Consider the following 16,043-nt stretch of genomic DNA (forward strand, 5'->3'; position numbering starts at 1 on the left):
CAGCGTCAATCGTAAGGATGTCTCCGGATGTTGCTGCAGGCGCCACCGTCGCAGACGCCCAGGCGCCGGCGCGCAGGCTGATGCCAGCGGATCTGGAGGCCTGTCTCGCGCTTGACCGGCTGGCTCTGGGCGGGCTGTGGGACTCGGATCAGTGGCAGACCGAACTGGAGAGCGACGGCCGGCTCTGCCTCGGCCTCGAAGGGCCAAGGGGGCTGGAGGCCATGGCCAGCGGCTGGCTGGTGGTCGATGAGCTGCAGATCATGGTGGTGGCGGTGCACCCCGACGGCCGGCGGCGCGGCCGGGGCCGGCGTGTTCTCACGGCCCTGCTGCAAAAGGCCCGGCAGCAGGGAGCGCAGCAGGCCACCCTGGAGGTGGCCGCCGGCAACACTGCCGCCCTGGCGCTCTATGCCGCCCTCGGATTCCGCAGCCAGGGACGGCGTTGCCGTTACTACCGCAATGGTGAGGACGCTCTGATCAAATGCCTGCCACTGGTGGAGATCGCGGTAACGCCACCGCCACCGCTGGGTTTCAGCGGCGAATGAGTGCTTGACGAGGTACGGATTGCCGCCCTTCGTTGATGTGAAAGCACCAACAGTTATGGCCGGCCAGATATGCCTATCAGCGGGGCTGATCCATGGTGCAGCAATGGATCTGGACATCTCCAGCCGAAGATCACAAACACCCTCTCAGCCCTGATAGGTTGGGTGCACTTGCATCAGGTCCCGCCCATGTTCGAGCGGTTTACCGAGAAAGCCATCAAGGTGATCATGCTGGCCCAGGAAGAGGCCCGCAGGCTGGGCCACAACTTCGTGGGCACGGAGCAGATCCTGCTGGGCCTGATCGGCGAAGGCACCGGCGTGGCGGCCAAGGTCCTGAAATCCATGGGGGTCAACCTCAAGGACGCCCGGGTGGAGGTCGAAAAGATCATCGGGCGCGGCTCCGGCTTCGTGGCCGTGGAGATTCCCTTCACGCCCCGTGCCAAGCGTGTGCTGGAGCTCTCGCTCGAGGAAGCCCGCCAGCTGGGCCACAACTACATCGGCACTGAGCACCTGCTGCTCGGCCTGATCCGGGAGGGCGAGGGAGTCGCCGCCCGGGTGCTTGAGAACCTCGGCGTCGATCTCGCCAAGGTGCGCACCCAGGTGATCCGCATGCTCGGCGAAACCGCCGAAGTGGCCGCCGGCAGCGGCAGCAAGGGGTCCACCAAAACCCCCACCCTCGATGAATTCGGCAGCAACCTCACCCAGCTCGCCACCGAAGGCAAGCTGGATCCGGTGGTGGGCCGTCAGAACGAAATCGATCGGGTGGTGCAGATCCTCGGCCGCCGCACCAAGAACAACCCTGTGCTGATCGGCGAGCCCGGCGTGGGTAAAACCGCCATCGCTGAAGGTTTGGCGCAGCGCATCACCCTCGGCGAGGTTCCGGACATCCTCGAAGACAAGCGCGTGCTCACGCTTGACATTGGCCTGCTGGTGGCGGGCACGAAGTACCGGGGCGAGTTCGAGGAGCGCCTCAAGAAGATCATGGAAGAGATCAGGAGCGCGGGCAACGTGATCCTGGTGATCGACGAAGTCCACACCCTGATCGGTGCCGGCGCCGCCGAGGGCGCGATCGATGCGGCCAATATCCTCAAGCCCGCCCTGGCCCGGGGCGAGCTGCAGTGCATCGGCGCCACCACCCTCGACGAATACCGCAAGCACATCGAGCGCGATGCGGCCCTCGAACGCCGCTTCCAGCCGGTGATGGTGGGCGAACCCACCGTTCTCGACACCATCGAGATCCTGCGTGGCCTGCGCGAGCGCTACGAACAGCACCACCGCCTGAAGATCAGCGACGAAGCCCTCGTGGCCGCCGCCACCCTGGGCGACCGCTACATCTCCGACCGCTTCCTGCCCGACAAGGCGATCGACCTCGTCGATGAAGCCGGCAGCCGCGTGCGCCTGCTCAACTCGAAGCTGCCGCCGGCCGCCAAGGAGCTCGACAAGCAACTGCGCTCGGTGCAGAAGCAGAAAGAAGATTCCGTCCGCGAGCAAGACTTCACCAAGGCCGGTGAACTGCGCGACAAGGAAGTGGAACTGCGTGAGCAGATCCGATCCATCCTCCAGGCCCGTCGCGACGAAGAGCCCACGGCAGCCGAAGGCGGCGAGGCCATCACCACCCAAGCCACCGGCTCTATCGAGTTGCCGCTTGCCGGTGCCGGCGGCGATCGCAGCCCGGTGGTCACCGAAGAGGACATCGCCCAGATCGTGGCCTCCTGGACCGGCGTGCCGGTTCAGAAGCTCACCGAAAGCGAATCGGTGAAGCTGCTCAACATGGAGGAAACCCTCCACCAGCGCCTGATCGGCCAGGACGAAGCCGTCAAGGCTGTGTCCAAGGCCATCCGCCGCGCCCGGGTGGGGCTCAAGAACCCCAACCGCCCAATCGCCAGCTTCATCTTCTCCGGCCCCACCGGCGTGGGCAAAACCGAGCTCACCAAGGCTCTGGCGGCTTACTTCTTCGGCAGCGAAGAGTCGATGATCCGGCTCGACATGTCGGAGTTCATGGAGCGCCACACCGTCAGCAAGCTGATCGGCTCGCCTCCGGGTTATGTCGGCTTCAACGAAGGTGGCCAGCTCACCGAAGCGGTGCGCCGCCGGCCCTACACCGTGGTGCTCTTCGACGAAATCGAGAAGGCTCACCCCGATGTGTTCAACCTGCTGCTTCAGCTGCTGGAAGATGGCCGCCTCACCGATTCCAAAGGCCGCACGGTTGACTTCAAAAACACCCTGATCATCATGACCTCGAACATCGGTTCGAAGGTGATCGAGAAAGGGGGTGGGGGCCTGGGCTTCGAATTCTCCGGCGCCGCTGCCGAAGAAACCCAGTACAACCGCATCCGCTCCCTGGTGAACGAAGAGCTGAAGCAGTACTTCCGCCCTGAGTTCCTCAACCGTCTCGACGAGATCATCGTCTTCCGTCAACTCACCCGTGACGAAGTGAAGGTGATCGCCGACATCATGCTGCGCGAAGTGTTCGGCAGGATGCAGGAGAAAGGCATTGGCCTCTCCGTCACCGAGGCCTTTAAAGAGCGCCTGGTCGAAGAGGGCTACAACCCCAGTTACGGAGCCCGCCCGCTGCGCCGCGCCGTGATGCGCCTGCTTGAGGATTCTCTGGCCGAGGAGTTCCTCTCCGGCCGCCTCAAGGATGGCGATGCAGCGATCGTCGATGTCGACGACGACAAGCAGGTGGTGATCCGCCACCAGGCGATCACGCCCGAGCCCGAACTGGCTGCCGCCAGCGCCTGAATCAGCGGCGGTTTCACACGGTCCACTCGACAGCGGGAGTTCAATGAACTCCCGCTTTTTCTTGCTCGTGCCACCGCACGCCGCGCAGGTGCGGGGTCGCGTTGCCGCTCGATGCCCAAAATCGGCCGACTAGATTGATCAGATGAGCATCAGCTTGAGCGAACACCTGATCGCCCCGGCCCGCGTGCTGCGCGGCAAAGGTGCCTGGGAAGCCTCCCTGCCGGCCATCGCCGCCCTCTGCCGACGTCCCCTGTTCCTCGGCCGCAGCCGCGCCACCGCTGCTCTACGCGAGTCGCTGGCCGCTGATCTGCGGAGGCTCGGGCTTGATCCCCTACCCGCTCAGCTGCAGTTCGATTGCTGCGAAGAGGATCTGCAGCGGCTTCAGGCAGACGTCGCGGCGGCGAATGCTGATCCAATGGCGGCGGACCCAATCGATGCCGTGGTAACAGCCGGGGGCGGCAAGGTGATGGACGCGGGCAAGCTGCTGGCCGATCGGCTCGGGCTGCCCTGCATCACCGTGCCCACCAGCGCCGCCACCTGCGCCGGCTGGACCGCCCTGGCCAACCTCTATTCCCCCGGCGGAGCCTTCACCTGCGATGTGAGCCTTGAGCGCTCTCCCGCTCTGCTGGTGTTCGATCACCGTCTGATCCTGCAGGCACCGCCCCGCACCCTGGCCAGCGGACTGGCCGACGCCATGGCCAAGTGGTACGAAGCGTCGGTGAGCAGCGCCACCAGCACCGACGGCCTCGTGCATCAGGCGGTGCAGATGGCCCGCGTGCTGCGGGATCAGCTGCTGCTGGAAGGCCAGGAGGCCATGGCCCACCCGGGCGGTGAAGCCTGGGCGCGTGTGGCTGAGGCCTGCGGGCTCACCGCCGGCGTGATCGGCGGCCTGGGTGGTGCCCGCTGCCGCACCGTGGGCGCCCATGCGGTGCATAACGGCCTCACCCAGCTGGAGGCGAGCCATGGCCGCCTGCATGGGGAGAAGGTGGGCTTCGGCATCCTGGTGCAGCTGCGCCTGGAGGAGCTGGTGGGCGGCAACCGCCTCGCTTCCCAGGCGCGGCGCCAGTTGCTGAGCTTCTTCCGCCAGCTCTCGCTGCCGGTCACCCTGGCGCAGCTGGGGCTGGCGGACTCACCGCTCAGCGATCTGCAACGGGTGTGCGCCTTCGCCTGTCAGCCGGGATCTGATCTGCACCGGCTGCCCTTTGCCGTGAGCCCGGCTGACCTGCTGGGCGCGCTGGTGACCACCGATGCCGCCATCGAGCAGTCGGCCAGCGCCGACGCCAACCGTTGACCCTTCCGCAGCCTGACGGCCGGGCGCTGGTGGAGGCGGCGGCCCGCAACCTGCTCGATCCGCAGGGCCGTCAGCTGGCAGCGGCGGTGCAGTGGTGGGACCTGCCGGGCTGGGCGCGGCCCTTCCCGGTGGCGGTGCTGGGGGAGGGCCCGCCGCTGCTGCTGCTGCACGGCTTCGACAGCAGCTTTCTGGAGTTCCGGCGGCTCGCGCCGCTGCTGGCCGGTGGCGCCACGCTCTTGATTCCCGATCTGTTCGGCTTCGGCTTCACGCCCCGGCCCGCCGATGGCGATTACAGCCCCCGCGGCGTGCTCACCCATCTCGAGGCCCTGCTGGCGGAAGCCGCTGCACGCCTTGGCCCCCAGCCACTCGGCCTGATCGGAGCCTCGATGGGCGGGGCCGTGGCGGTGGAACTAAGCCGGCGCCAACCCGCGCGCATCCACCGGCTGCTGCTGCTCGCCCCCGCAGGCCTCACCGGCCGGCCCATGCCCCTGCCGCCGCTGCTCGATGCCCTCGGGGTGCGCTTTCTCGGCCTGCCGGGCGTGCGCCGCAGCCTCTGCCGCACGGCCTTCGCCGACCCATCCGCCAGCGTGGGGCCCGCGGAAGAGGAGATCGCCTCCCTGCATCTGGCCACACCGGGATGGGCCGATTCCCTGCGCCGCTTCGCCCGCAGCGGTGGTTTCGCTGGCTGCGGCAAACCCTTGCCCAGCCAGCCGCTGGAGGTGCTCTGGGGCGCTGATGACCGCATTCTGCGGGCCCCGCAGAAAAAAGCCGCCCTGGCGTTGCTGGGGGACCGAGTGAAGGAACTGGCCGACTGCGGCCACCTGCCCCATCTCGACCAGAGCAATCAGGTGGCTGCCGCCTGGCTCACGCCTGGCCTCTGTTAGAGAAGCCATCCCCTTGCAGGCTCCATGACCAGCTCCGAATCCCAAGCCCCCGGCGGACCGGTGCTGCAACTGCTCGCGGCTGGTCTGCAGTTCTGGATCCGCAGCCAGTGCGAGGCCGTGGAGAGCCTGGAGCTGCAGCTGCACGGCAGCGCTCTGCAGCTGTTGCGCGGCCAGTTGGAGGGCGTGACGCTGATGGCGCGGCGGGTGGTGTATGACGGCCTGCAGTTTGAACTGGTGGAACTGCGCAGCGATCCGCTGCGGGTGAAGCTGGGGCGGCTGGTGCGCGCCCAGTCGCTCACCCTCGACCACCCCTTCGGCATCCGCGGCAGGGTGGCCTTCACCGCCACCGGGCTCACTCACTCCCTGAGCAAACCGCGCTGGCGTGAGCTCAGCGATCTGCTGGGAGAGCAGCTGCTGGGGCTGGGGCCGCTGGTGGAGCTGCGCATCGCCCGCGACACCTTGATCCTGGCCGCGCGGGCGATGGGGGAGAACCGCCTGATGGAGCTGGAAACCAGGCCCGTGGCCGTGGATGGGCGGGTGGAGATCCACGCTGTCGACGGGGAGCTGCGGGCCAGCCTGCCGATGGACCCGAACATCCGCATCACCACCGCCAACCTTGAGGGCGGCATGCTCCAGCTGCAGGGAGAAGCCCGCGTGCAGCCCTGAGCTGGAGCAGGCCGGGGGGCGTGGTTCATGGCAAAGCTCGAGGCCACAGGGACTGCCGCGGGGCAGCAGCTCAGGCCAGTGCATCAGGGCAGCAAGCTCAAGGCAGTAAGGCCGGGCGGCTGAGCAGCGGCACCACCAGGGTCACGTAGTAGAAGACCACCGCTGGGGTGAACAGGTAGCTGTCAATGCGATCGAGGATGCCGCCGTGGCCGGGGATGGCATCACCGGAATCCTTCACCCCCGCGTCCCGCTTCATCATCGATTCGGTGAGATCACCAACCAGGGCGAACAGAGACACGATCGCGCCCAGCCCGCCGCCCACGGCCCACCCCCAGGGCCAGCCCAGCCAGAGCCCACCGATCACCCCCACCAGCAACGAGCAGGCCACTCCTCCCAGCGCCCCTTCCACCGTCTTGCCGGGGGAGATCGGCGAGAGCGGATGCCGCCCGAGGCGGCGACCGATCATGTAGGAGCCGATGTCGGTGGCCACCACCATCAGACAGGCAATCAGGGTGAGCGCCATCCCGGAGGAGAACGGCCAGCCGGCTCCCACCAGATGGGGCGCCAGCACGGCATCACTGAGATCACGCAGACGCAGCCAATGGCTGGGAAGGAAGCCCAGGTAGAAGAGCCCGAAGATCGAAGCAGCGATGTCGGCGATGGTGCCCGTGATCGGCTGCAGCAGCAGCCAGCCGCAGATGGCCGCCCCCGACACCGGCAGCACCGCCGCCGCCAGATCCGAGGCCAGCCCGCCGCCACTGGCCCACTGGGTGGCCACCAGCAGCACCTGGCAGACCACCAATGTGGTTTTGGTGGCCGGGCGGATGCCCTTGAACTGCGCCAGACGAAAGAACTCCAGCAGGCCCAGGTGCACGATCACCCCCACCGCCAGGGTGAACCACCAGCCGCCGAGCGCCACCACCACCAGGCCGAAGGCGCCCGCAGCGAGTCCGCTGAACAGGCGCCGCTTCGAGGTGGGAGGACGGGACGACGCGTTCACCCGAGACGCTCGGCGGCGATCACGAACAGCGGTTCGGCGGCAGCCAGCCGCGCCTGGCTGCCGCGGCGCTGCATGCGGTGCACCGTGGCCTGCACCACCTGCACATCGCGCGCCTTCAGCTGGCTGAGCGTGTCGGTGGCATCCACCAGGCCCTCAAGGCTGGCGGTGCTGATCACCAGGCGTCCCCCCGGCTGCAGCGCCGTCCAGACGGACTGGAGCACGGCGGCCAGCGGCCGGCCCACCTCCAGCAGCACCCGGTCGGGGTGGGGGGGCAGCAGGCCGAGATCCTCAGGAGCCTGGCCGGCATGAATGTGGAGGTTGGGGATGCCGAAGCGGCGGCGGTTGCACTCCAGCAGCTCGATCGCCTCTGGATCGCGCTCGAGGGTATGCACTTCACCGGCGGGCATCAGCCGAGCGATCTCCAGCGCCAGGGCGCCTGTACCGCCGCCCACGTCCCACACCACCGAGTGGGTGCGGGGGCGCAGATGGGCCAGCAGCATCACGCGCAGCTCCATCGGCGTGGGACTGAAGCCTGGCGCCCCTTCAAACACGCTGTCGGGAAGGCCGGGGGTGACGAAATCCCACTGGAAGCCAGCGCCCGCCGCCTGCTCCTGCTCCCCAGCGCCCATCCGCAGCGCCCTTCAGGCCACAACATTCACGCTATCAGCGATCTGGTCAGGCCATAGGAGGCGCTGCTGGCACAGCCACTCCGCCCGGGCGGCATCGATGCGCTCGCCGGGAATCAGCAGGGGGATGCCGGGGGGATAGGGGCACAGCGGTTCGGCCGCCAGACGATCGGCCGCCGCCGCCAGCCGCACCGCCTGCCGGGGCGCGCGCCAGGCCTCCCCCACCGGCAGCTCGGGTTCGGCCACCAGCGGAAGCGGCGGCGGCGTGAAGGGGGCCAGCGGCTCCGCCCCGAGCGCCGCCCGCAGGGCGAGCAGGTGGCGGCGCAAGCGCCACACCAGAGCCGGCGGCGGCACCAGGCCGAGGCAGAAGGTGAGTGCGCCCGGCTCGGGCAACTCGGCGATCACGCCGCGGGCCATCAACCATTGGTCGGCGTCGAGCCCATTGATCCCCATGGCGGCGGTGTGGAGCACCAGCCGCAGCGGATCCTGGTTGGCCACCAACGGCAACCCCTCCGCCTGCAGCCGCTGGCGCAGGCGCGCCGCCACCGCCAGCGCCCGCTGCCGGCAGCGGCGCTCGGCCGGGCTGGGCGCGTGCAGCTGGCGCAAGGCCACCTCCGCCGAGGCCAGCAGCAGGGCACTGGGGCTGGAGGTCTGCAACCAGCCCAGGGAGCGCTCCAGCGCCACAGCAGACACCCGCTCGCCCTGCAGCAGGATCACGGCGCTCTGGGCCAGTCCTGCCGCGCCTTTGTGCAACGACTGCACCACCAGGTCGGCGCCGGCGCCAAGGGCAGCGGCGCGATCGGCCCCATGGCATTCATCCACCAGCACCGGCAGCCCCAGGCGATGGGCCACGGCGATCAGACCGGCCAGATCCCCCTCCAGCCCCTGATACGTGGGGTGCACCAGCACCACCGCCGCCAGCGGGCCCGCCTGCTGCAGCACCTGCTCCAGGCCGGCGGGGGTTGGGGCCTGCCAGAGGCCGGTGGCGGCCTCGAAGGGCAGATCGAACAGCACCGGCTGCAACTGGCCGAGCACGCAGCCGTGCAGCAGGCTGCGGTGCAGGTTGCGCGGCAGCAGCACCCGCCCGCCGGGCGGGGCCAACGCCAGCAGGGCGGCCTGCAGCAGGCCACTGGCGCCGTTGACGCCGAACCAGCAGCGGTCGGCGCCGCACAGCGCGGCAGTGCGGACCTGGGCGGCGGCCACCGCCCCTTCCGCTTCGAGCGGTCCGCCGATGGCCGGCAGTTCGGGCAGGTCCCAACGGCCGGGGCGATCGCGCAACAGGCGCGCCAGATCGGCGGCCAGCCCGCGGCCGCGCCCATGGGCCGGCAGGTGCAGTGCCAGAGCGGAGGGCTGCCCGCGCAGAGCGCCGATCAGAGACATGAAGGGCAGAAAACTGTTCCTAGAGTGGGCCGTCGACACTCCCCTGCCGCGCAGGGGCACCGGCTATCACTTCAACTTCGCTCGCGCCCGCCACTGCTGCGGCCCCAACCGGCACCGCTGCGCCAGCGGCCAACGGGACCACCGCAGCCGCCGTTCCCGGCCGCCCGCAGGACCCCGGGCCGCCGCTCCGCTACGACCCCCGGAGTGACCGCCGCTGGTTGCTGCGCCGGCCCTGGATCCTGATCGCGCGGCTGGTGGGGGTGCTCTGGCAACTGCTGGGTCTGGCGGTGGTGCTCACCGTGCAGGGCAACAGCAACGACCGGGAGGTGCAGAAGCGCCTGGGCCGCCGCATTCTCACCACCCTCACCTCACTCGGCCCCTGCTTCATCAAGGTCGGTCAGGCCCTCTCCACCCGGCCCGACCTGGTGCGACGCGACTGGCTCGATCAACTGACCCAGCTGCAGGACAACCTGCCCCCCTTCTCCCACGCCGTGGCCCTCGCCCTGATCGAGCAGGAACTGGGCGCCCCAGCCGATCAGCTGTTCACCACCTTTCCGTCCTATCCGGTGGCGGCCGCCAGCCTGGGCCAGGTCTACAAGGCCGAGCTGCCAGGCGGGCACTGGGTGGCCGTGAAGGTGCAACGCCCAAACCTCGCCTATCAGCTGCGCCGCGACCTGGTGATCATCCGCAGCCTCGGCGTGCTGGCGGCCCCGTTCCTGCCGTTGAACCTCGGCTTCGGCCTCGGCGACATCATCGATGAGTTCGGCCGCAGCCTGTTCGAGGAGATCGACTATCGCTGCGAGGCCGACAATGCCGAGCGTTTCGCCGACCTGTTCGCCTCCAATCCGGCCGTGACCGTGCCGAAGGTGGAGCGGCAGCTCTCCAGCCGGCGTGTGCTCACCACGAGCTGGATCAACGGCATCAAGCTGCAGAACCGGCTGGAACTGGAAGCCCACCACCTTGATCCCACCGCCCTGATCCGCACCGGTGTCACGGCGGGCTTGCAGCAACTGCTCGAATTCGGCTATTTCCACGCCGATCCCCATCCCGGCAACCTGTTCGCGCTCACCGGCAAAACGGGCGCCATGGGCCATGTGGCCTATGTCGATTTCGGCATGATGGATTCGATCAGCGATGCCGACCGGCTCACCCTCACCGCCGCGGTGGTGCACCTGATCAACCGCGATTTCCAGGCGCTGGCCCGCGATTTCCAGGCGCTCGGCTTCCTGCGGCCCGATGCTGATCTCACGCCGATCGTGCCGGCACTGGAGGCGGTGCTGGGCGGCCAGCTGGGCGAGAACGTGGGCTCCTTCAACTTCAAGGCGATCACCGATCGCTTCTCGGAGCTGATGTTCGATTACCCGTTCCGAGTGCCGGCCCGCTTCGCCCTGATCATCCGTGCGGTGGTGAGTCAGGAGGGTCTGGCGTTGCGGTTGAACCCCGATTTCAAGATCATCCGCGTGGCCTATCCCTATGTGGCGCGGCGCCTGCTGGCCGGGGACACCAGCGAACTGCGCGAAAAGCTGCTGGAGGTGCTGTTCGATGCCAGCGGCCGCCTGCAGTTGGAGCGGCTGGAAAGCCTGCTGGCGGTGGTGGAGCAGGACGACGCCAACCCCGACCTGCTGCCTGTGGCCGGCGCCGGTCTGCGCCTGCTGCTCGGCCCGCGGGGCAGCAGCCTGCGCCAGCGCCTGCTGCTGATGCTGGTGCGTGACAACCGCCTGCACACCGAAGATCTGCAGGCACTGCTGGGCCTCCTGCGGCGCACCTTCTCGCCGCGCAAGCTGGCCGAGGGCATGCTGCAGCGGCTCAACCCGCTGGCGGCAGCCGCCTGAGCCTGGGGCGGGGACGCCCGCACCAATCGCTAGGGTCGGGCCTTCTTCCGCTGGCCCGTCGCCGTGACCCTCGTGCCCACTGATCCGAGCGAAGCGGCACTGGCCCTGGGCAGCGCCCTGCTCGACGCCGATGCTTACAGCGGTGGCCCCTTCAACGACCTGGAGGCGCAGGGCCTGCTGCTCCAGTACGCCGCCTACGGCCAGCCGCCGTTCTTCCTGGCAGGCGTCGGGCTGGCGATCAGCGTCCTGTGCGGGCTCACCTTTTCCCGCCAGGTGCAGGACAAGCTGGAGGGCTGGAAGCAGGACCGTCTGGCGCTGCTGCCGCTGGGCTCGGGCGAGGTGGTGGCGTCCTACAGCGGTCTGGTGATCGGCGTCACCCTGTTCATCGGCGGGGCGCTGCAGGTGTTCGGCTTCGGCAGCGGCACCGCCCTGCTGGTGGCGCTGCTGCTCTCGCTGCTCACCGCGGGGGCGCTGTGGGCCCAACTGGTGCGGTTGATGGAGCAGGTGGAGAACGGCAGCTTCAAGGCCGTTGATTTCGATAACTTCGACCAGTTCTTCTGATCGGACCCAGCGACAGAAACGGGTGACGGGAGCGGGAAAGCTGATCCGGCGTTCTGATCGAAACAGCCCTCGGTTCGGCCGTTCCTGAAGTTTCCAGGCAGGCTCGAACAGCCTTGCCGGATCAGTTGAGCAGTTCGATCATCCGAAATCACACCCGGGTGTTAGCTGGCCTGATGCGCGTGCGCACCTGCGCGGGCAGGTCCATCAGCAGCCTGGCCAGAACCCGCCGGTCGCCATCGTCGAGCTTGGGCGACAGGGTCACCACCAAAGCCGGCTGGGGAAGGCCGCGGGCGATCACCCGGGCTCCCACCTCAGCACGGGTGGGATTGCACTCATCGCTGGGTTGGCTTTCCACAAAGCTGCGCGCCACCACCCCCACATCGGCCTTGCCGTCGCGCACCACCAGACCAAAGATCTGCGCCACTTCAAGATCGGGCAACAGGGTCACGCGCCGGCCCTTGAGCAACGTCATCGACACGAAGGACTTGGTGGCGGAGTAGTCATCGCCGAGGGCCACACCCCAGTGCAGCCGCTTCAGCTCCGCCACCGCCCTTGGATTGCTTTCAGCATTGGTGAGGATCACATCCGCGCGCCGGCCGCGCAGATGGTCGATCAGGCGATACAGCCTCAGCCGCCGCTCCACTTCGGCCTCCAGGGAGCGGTAGGCATCCAGGTGCTGATGAGAAGTGCCTATCGCCAGAGCGAGGCGGTCGCGCAGGCTGTCGATGCACCAGCGTTTGTAGGCCCTGAAGGTGTCGCAGAACGGCAGGTACCAGTCACTCGAAATCCACCGGCAACTTCAGCAGCAGAGCGGCATCCAGAGTGGGGCCCACCTGGCCGCAGGGAGGACCGAGCACCATCCGCCGCACTGTCCCGAGGCCTGCCCACAGGCAACCGCTGCTTGAGCAGGTGAGCGTGTCGAGGCGCTCCAGGTCGTGCCTGGCCAGCTGCAGCCGAACACCAGCAGCAGGGGCAGAAAGGGGGGAGGTCATGGATCTGTAGCAACGCGCCTGCAGCCAGCCCACTGCCGCCGGTCGAATGGCGTCGCTGTTGCGACCAACCAAGCGCCGCAGGCCTGGCTGTTCCGCCCCACCGGAATCAGCCCGGCATGGGACAACCTGTGATGGCAGGGTTAGAAACCAGGGCAGTCGCCGGGTCCATCGTGGGCGTTCCCCTCCTGGTGCTGGCGATCCTGCTGGCGATCCTGCTGATCGGGCTGTGGCTGCACAGCCATTCGCTGCAGCGGGGGCAGCTGAACACACTGGAGCGCCGGCTGCAGCAGCTGGAAGCCCGGCTGGGCGCGCTGCCTCCAGCTCCAGTCGGGCAGGCAGCGGGCAAGCGGCTCGAGACGGAACCCAGCGCACCGGTTCCGTCAGCGCCGCCCCTGGGTCCAAGCCGCCTGAGGCCAGCGGCGGCGGAATCCGCGGTGGTGGCGGATGTGGTGGAGGGGGATGTGGCGGTGGTCGTTGTTCCGCCGATGGATGCCGACGTCGGGACTTCCTCGCCGACAGGGCCCGCGTTCCCACCCCCGCCGCCTCTGTCGCCGCGCACGCCGTCGCCTCGCGGACCCAGAACGCCCGGGAAGCTGGAGCGGCTCCTGGTCGAGAACTGGACCGGGATCCTGGGCGTGATGGTGGTGGTGGCCGGGGTCACCTTCGTCGTGGTGAACGTGGGCCTGCGGCTCGGGGGCTTCGAGCGCTTCCTGATCACCGTGGCCACCGCTGCAGCTTTGGCGGCCCCTTCGCTGCTGCTGGGTCGCCCAAGCCCCTGGCGCGAACTGAGCCTGTGGATGCGCAGCGGCGGTGGCGCTCTCTTGCTGTTCGCCTGCGCCGCCGCCGGCTCCCTGCCGGAACTGGGGCTGCGCTGGATCGAAGCGCCTGGTCCGGCTGTGCTGCTGCTGGCGGTGGGCATGGCCGTGAATCTGCTGCTGGCCCGGGTGGCCCCCAGCCAGTCGGTGGCCTCCCTGCACGTGGTGGTGAACCTGGTGCCCCTGCTGATCGCCAGCCAGAACCCAATCACCCTCGCCCTTGCCACGCTGGTGACGGTGGCGGGCCTGGCGATGCCGTTGCCCCAGCGGCAGGAACGTCATCAACTGGTGGTCACCTGGGCGTATGCCGGCTTCCAGCTCTGGTGGCTTGCGGGCAATGGAGCGCTGCTGGAGGCCATGCAGCCGGAGCGTGGCTTCGCCTTGGTCGGTGCCCTGGTGGTGTTCGGCGGAGGGGCGCTGTGGCAGCACCATCCGCGCGGCAGAGCGCCAGAACTGCGCCCCCTCCCCCTGTTGCTGCTGCTCAGCCGCTGGGGCGGGGTAGGTCTGGCCCTGCTGGTGACACCAACCCATGCGGCGGAGCGCATCGTGGGCCTGGCCCTGGCCGCTGCCCTCGCCTACACGCTGGGTAAGGGGGCCGGCCGGGCGGGGGTGCGCTGGCTGGTCCGCTGCGATCTGCTGGTGGCCCAGGTTCTGGCGATGGCAGCGGTGCTGAGCCTGCAGCCGCTGGTGGTGAATGGGCCGCTGCTGGTGGCCTGCCTCTGGCTGGAGACCGTGCTGTTCCTCGGCCTGGCCGTGAGCGAGCACGATCCGGTGCTGCGGCGCTGGGGGTGGGGAGCGGTGAATCTGGTGGCCGTTGCCCTGGTGTTCACGGGGCTGATCACCGCCGCCGTCGATGCACTGACCACCGCACCCACGGCTCTGGAGCAGGGCCAGAACGCCGCTGTGCTGATCGGTGCCGGCCTGCTGGCAGCTCTGCTGCAACTGCTGCTTCAGCGCCGCGCCGTGCCGCTGCCGTGGCCAGCCGCGTTGGGTTGGATCAGCGGGTTGCTGGTGGCGGTGGGCACATCGATCAGCGCGCCCGCTCCCTGGCGGGAAACGCTGGCGCTGGTGGTGGTGGGCGCCCTGCTGCTGCTCGCCCGCCGGCAACGGCCGCCGGGCCTGCTCGGCGGCTGCGGGCTGGCAATCGTCATGGCACACCTGACCAGCTGGCTCGTGCTGGTGGTGCAGGCGCCCTGGTCGCTGGCGCCCCTGCTGATCCGGCTCCTGCCCCTGGCCGCACTCTCCTTGCTGCTAGCCGGTGCCGGTGGCCGGCCCGCGCTGAGGGCCACCGGACTGCATCTGTTCGGAGTCACCGCCGCCCTGGGGGTGTATCTGGCCCTGGCACCGATCTCGGAGCTGTTGCCCGGGACCGCCTGGCTGGCCCTGGCTGCGGGTGCGCTGGAGCTCGCCCGCCGCCGGTCGCGGGGGCCCGCCCTGCAGCTGCTGGTGATGGCCTTGGGCTACCTGGTGCTGTTCCTCACGGCCTACCTGCTGGTGATCCTGCCCAGCCCGGAGCTGCTCAGCCTGGGCCGCGTGAGCTTCAGCGCCCGCCTGCCGATCCAGCTGTTCGCCCTGGTGGTGGCGCTGCGGGTCTGGTTCCTGCGCCCCGGCGCAGGCCTGACGGCGCTGCCGCTCTGGCGTGGCGTTCAGCCTCTGGCGCTGGAAGCAGCCGTGCTGGTTTCGGTTCTGGGCATCGCGGTGGAGGTCGGTCCGCTGTGGCGGCCAGTGGCCTGGTCGCTGCTGGCGGTGCTGCTGGTGATCCCGAAGCTGCAACGCCTGTTTGCGCCGCGGCTGGCCGTGTATGCGGTGCTGGTGTACTGGCGCGGCATCCTCGGCCTGCTGGCGATGCTGGACACACTGCCGCCGGCTCCAGAGCGCTGGCTGGGGCAGCCGCAGACGGTGGGGGTGCTGGCGATCGCACTGGAGGTGCTGTTCATCCTGCTGGCGCACAAGAAACTGGAGACTCCGCTGCAGGCGGCCTCGCAGGGGTTGCCGTTACTGAGCTGGATCGCCCGGCGCGTCGCCGCCGCTCCCAACCGCTGGCTGTACTACCCGATGTTCGTGGCCGTGGCCTGGAGCCTGGCGGCCCGCTACGACCGATCGCTGCTCACGCTGCTGTGGGCCCTGCAGGCGTTCGTGATCTACCTGCTGAGCGCCGTGCTGCGCGATCAGCAGTTCCGCTGGCTGGCCCTGCTGGGGTTGGGGGCCTGCCTGGTGCGGCTGGTGGCGATCGACATGGCCCAGGCGGATTTGGGACTCCGTGGCGTGGTGTTCATCGGCGTGGGGCTGCTGATGCTGGCGATGAACGCCATCTACAACCGCTTCCGGGCCCGCTTCAACTCCGGCCGGTGAGGGCTCAGGCCACCAGGTAGCCCTCCAGGCGGCGGGAATGGGAGCGGATGCCGTCGAGGGCGCGGCGTTCGAGGTTGCGGGTCTTGTCGCGGCTCATGCCGAGGGAGCGGGCGATGCCGGTGAGGCTCATCGGTTCTTCGCCATCGAGCCCGAAGCGCATCTTCAGCACATCGCGCTGCAACTCCGGCAGTTGCTCCAGCAGTGCCCGCATATCCCCCCTCAGGCATTCGCTGTCCACGCTCTCCTCCGGCAGCGTCCCGTCCCCCTGCAGCAGATCCAGCAGCTCCGTATCTTCCCCGTCGCCCACCTTCGTTTCCAGGCTCACCGGCTGCCGTGCTCGGCACAGCAGATCCTTCACCTCCT

General features: G+C 68.9%; 15 protein-coding genes. 9 read left to right on the top strand and 6 right to left on the bottom strand.

Annotated features, from left to right (window positions below; genetic code table 11):
• Positions 1–17 precede the first annotated feature (17 nt).
• The 5 genes from CJZ80_RS05480 to CJZ80_RS05500 all read left to right on the top strand — a co-directional run bounded on the left by CJZ80_RS05480 (position 18) and on the right by CJZ80_RS05500 (position 6,122).
• On the top strand, positions 18–542 hold the full coding sequence (locus CJZ80_RS05480; protein ID WP_094511040.1) for a GNAT family N-acetyltransferase: 525 nt from the start codon (positions 18–20) through the stop codon (positions 540–542).
• A gap of 186 nt (positions 543–728) precedes the next feature.
• Positions 729–3,281, top strand: coding sequence for an ATP-dependent Clp protease ATP-binding subunit (locus CJZ80_RS05485; protein WP_094511041.1), 2,553 nt, complete (start codon positions 729–731; stop codon positions 3,279–3,281).
• A gap of 142 nt (positions 3,282–3,423) precedes the next feature.
• Positions 3,424–4,572: an iron-containing alcohol dehydrogenase family protein gene (locus CJZ80_RS05490; RefSeq protein WP_094511042.1), complete on the top strand. Its 1,149-nt coding sequence runs from the start codon at positions 3,424–3,426 to the stop codon at positions 4,570–4,572.
• On the top strand, positions 4,569–5,456 hold the full coding sequence (locus CJZ80_RS05495; RefSeq protein WP_198948242.1) for an alpha/beta fold hydrolase: 888 nt from the start codon (positions 4,569–4,571) through the stop codon (positions 5,454–5,456). The genes CJZ80_RS05490 and CJZ80_RS05495 overlap by 4 nt, the downstream gene beginning before the upstream one ends.
• Positions 5,457–5,480: 24 nt before the next feature.
• On the top strand, positions 5,481–6,122 hold the full coding sequence (locus tag CJZ80_RS05500; RefSeq protein ID WP_233132832.1) for a DUF2993 domain-containing protein: 642 nt from the start codon (positions 5,481–5,483) through the stop codon (positions 6,120–6,122).
• 97 nt (positions 6,123–6,219) lie between these two features.
• Here the strand turns inward: CJZ80_RS05500 and CJZ80_RS05505 are convergent, their stop codons facing one another.
• From CJZ80_RS05505 to CJZ80_RS05515, 3 genes are read right to left on the bottom strand one after another with little or no spacing between them, the layout of a single operon-like run.
• The gene (locus CJZ80_RS05505; RefSeq protein ID WP_094511043.1) at positions 6,220–7,122 is read right to left on the bottom strand and encodes a phosphatidate cytidylyltransferase; all 903 of its coding nucleotides are present in this window, start codon (positions 7,120–7,122) and stop codon (positions 6,220–6,222) included.
• Positions 7,119–7,751, bottom strand: coding sequence for a precorrin-6Y C5,15-methyltransferase subunit CbiT (cbiT, locus tag CJZ80_RS05510; protein WP_094511044.1), 633 nt, complete (start codon positions 7,749–7,751; stop codon positions 7,119–7,121). The genes CJZ80_RS05505 and cbiT overlap by 4 nt, the downstream gene beginning before the upstream one ends.
• Before the next feature lie 12 nt (positions 7,752–7,763).
• Complete coding sequence (locus CJZ80_RS05515; RefSeq protein ID WP_094511045.1) at positions 7,764–9,128, bottom strand: lysine decarboxylase; 1,365 nt, start codon at positions 9,126–9,128, stop codon at positions 7,764–7,766.
• Here CJZ80_RS05515 and CJZ80_RS15630 point away from each other — a divergent pair.
• The 3 genes from CJZ80_RS15630 (at position 9,127) to CJZ80_RS05525 (ending at position 11,521) form a co-directional block, all read left to right on the top strand.
• Complete coding sequence (locus CJZ80_RS15630) at positions 9,127–9,336, top strand: hypothetical protein (RefSeq protein WP_233132833.1); 210 nt, start codon at positions 9,127–9,129, stop codon at positions 9,334–9,336. The genes CJZ80_RS05515 and CJZ80_RS15630 overlap by 2 nt on opposite strands.
• Before the next feature lie 10 nt (positions 9,337–9,346).
• Positions 9,347–10,960, top strand: a complete 1,614-nt coding sequence (locus CJZ80_RS05520) for an AarF/ABC1/UbiB kinase family protein (protein ID WP_233132834.1) — start codon at positions 9,347–9,349, stop codon at positions 10,958–10,960.
• A gap of 63 nt (positions 10,961–11,023) precedes the next feature.
• Positions 11,024–11,521, top strand: a complete 498-nt coding sequence (locus CJZ80_RS05525; protein WP_369802994.1) for a hypothetical protein — start codon at positions 11,024–11,026, stop codon at positions 11,519–11,521.
• Positions 11,522–11,669: 148 nt separating this feature from the next.
• Here the strand turns inward: CJZ80_RS05525 and CJZ80_RS05530 are convergent, their stop codons facing one another.
• Positions 11,670–12,164: a hypothetical protein gene (locus CJZ80_RS05530; RefSeq protein ID WP_094511047.1), complete on the bottom strand. Its 495-nt coding sequence runs from the start codon at positions 12,162–12,164 to the stop codon at positions 11,670–11,672.
• A gap of 133 nt (positions 12,165–12,297) precedes the next feature.
• The gene (locus CJZ80_RS05535; RefSeq protein ID WP_094511048.1) at positions 12,298–12,513 is read right to left on the bottom strand and encodes a hypothetical protein; all 216 of its coding nucleotides are present in this window, start codon (positions 12,511–12,513) and stop codon (positions 12,298–12,300) included.
• Between the two features lie 170 nt (positions 12,514–12,683).
• Here CJZ80_RS05535 and CJZ80_RS05540 point away from each other — a divergent pair, with 170 nt between their 5' ends.
• Complete coding sequence (locus CJZ80_RS05540; RefSeq protein ID WP_094511049.1) at positions 12,684–15,680, top strand: hypothetical protein; 2,997 nt, start codon at positions 12,684–12,686, stop codon at positions 15,678–15,680.
• Positions 15,681–15,684: 4 nt separating this feature from the next.
• Here the strand turns inward: CJZ80_RS05540 and CJZ80_RS05545 are convergent.
• The coding region (locus CJZ80_RS05545) for a sigma factor-like helix-turn-helix DNA-binding protein (RefSeq protein ID WP_304442207.1) at positions 15,685–16,043 on the bottom strand (359 nt) is incomplete at its 5' end.

It is taken from the genome of Synechococcus sp. MW101C3, assembly GCF_002252635.1.
Taxonomy (GTDB): domain Bacteria; phylum Cyanobacteriota; class Cyanobacteriia; order PCC-6307; family Cyanobiaceae; genus MW101C3.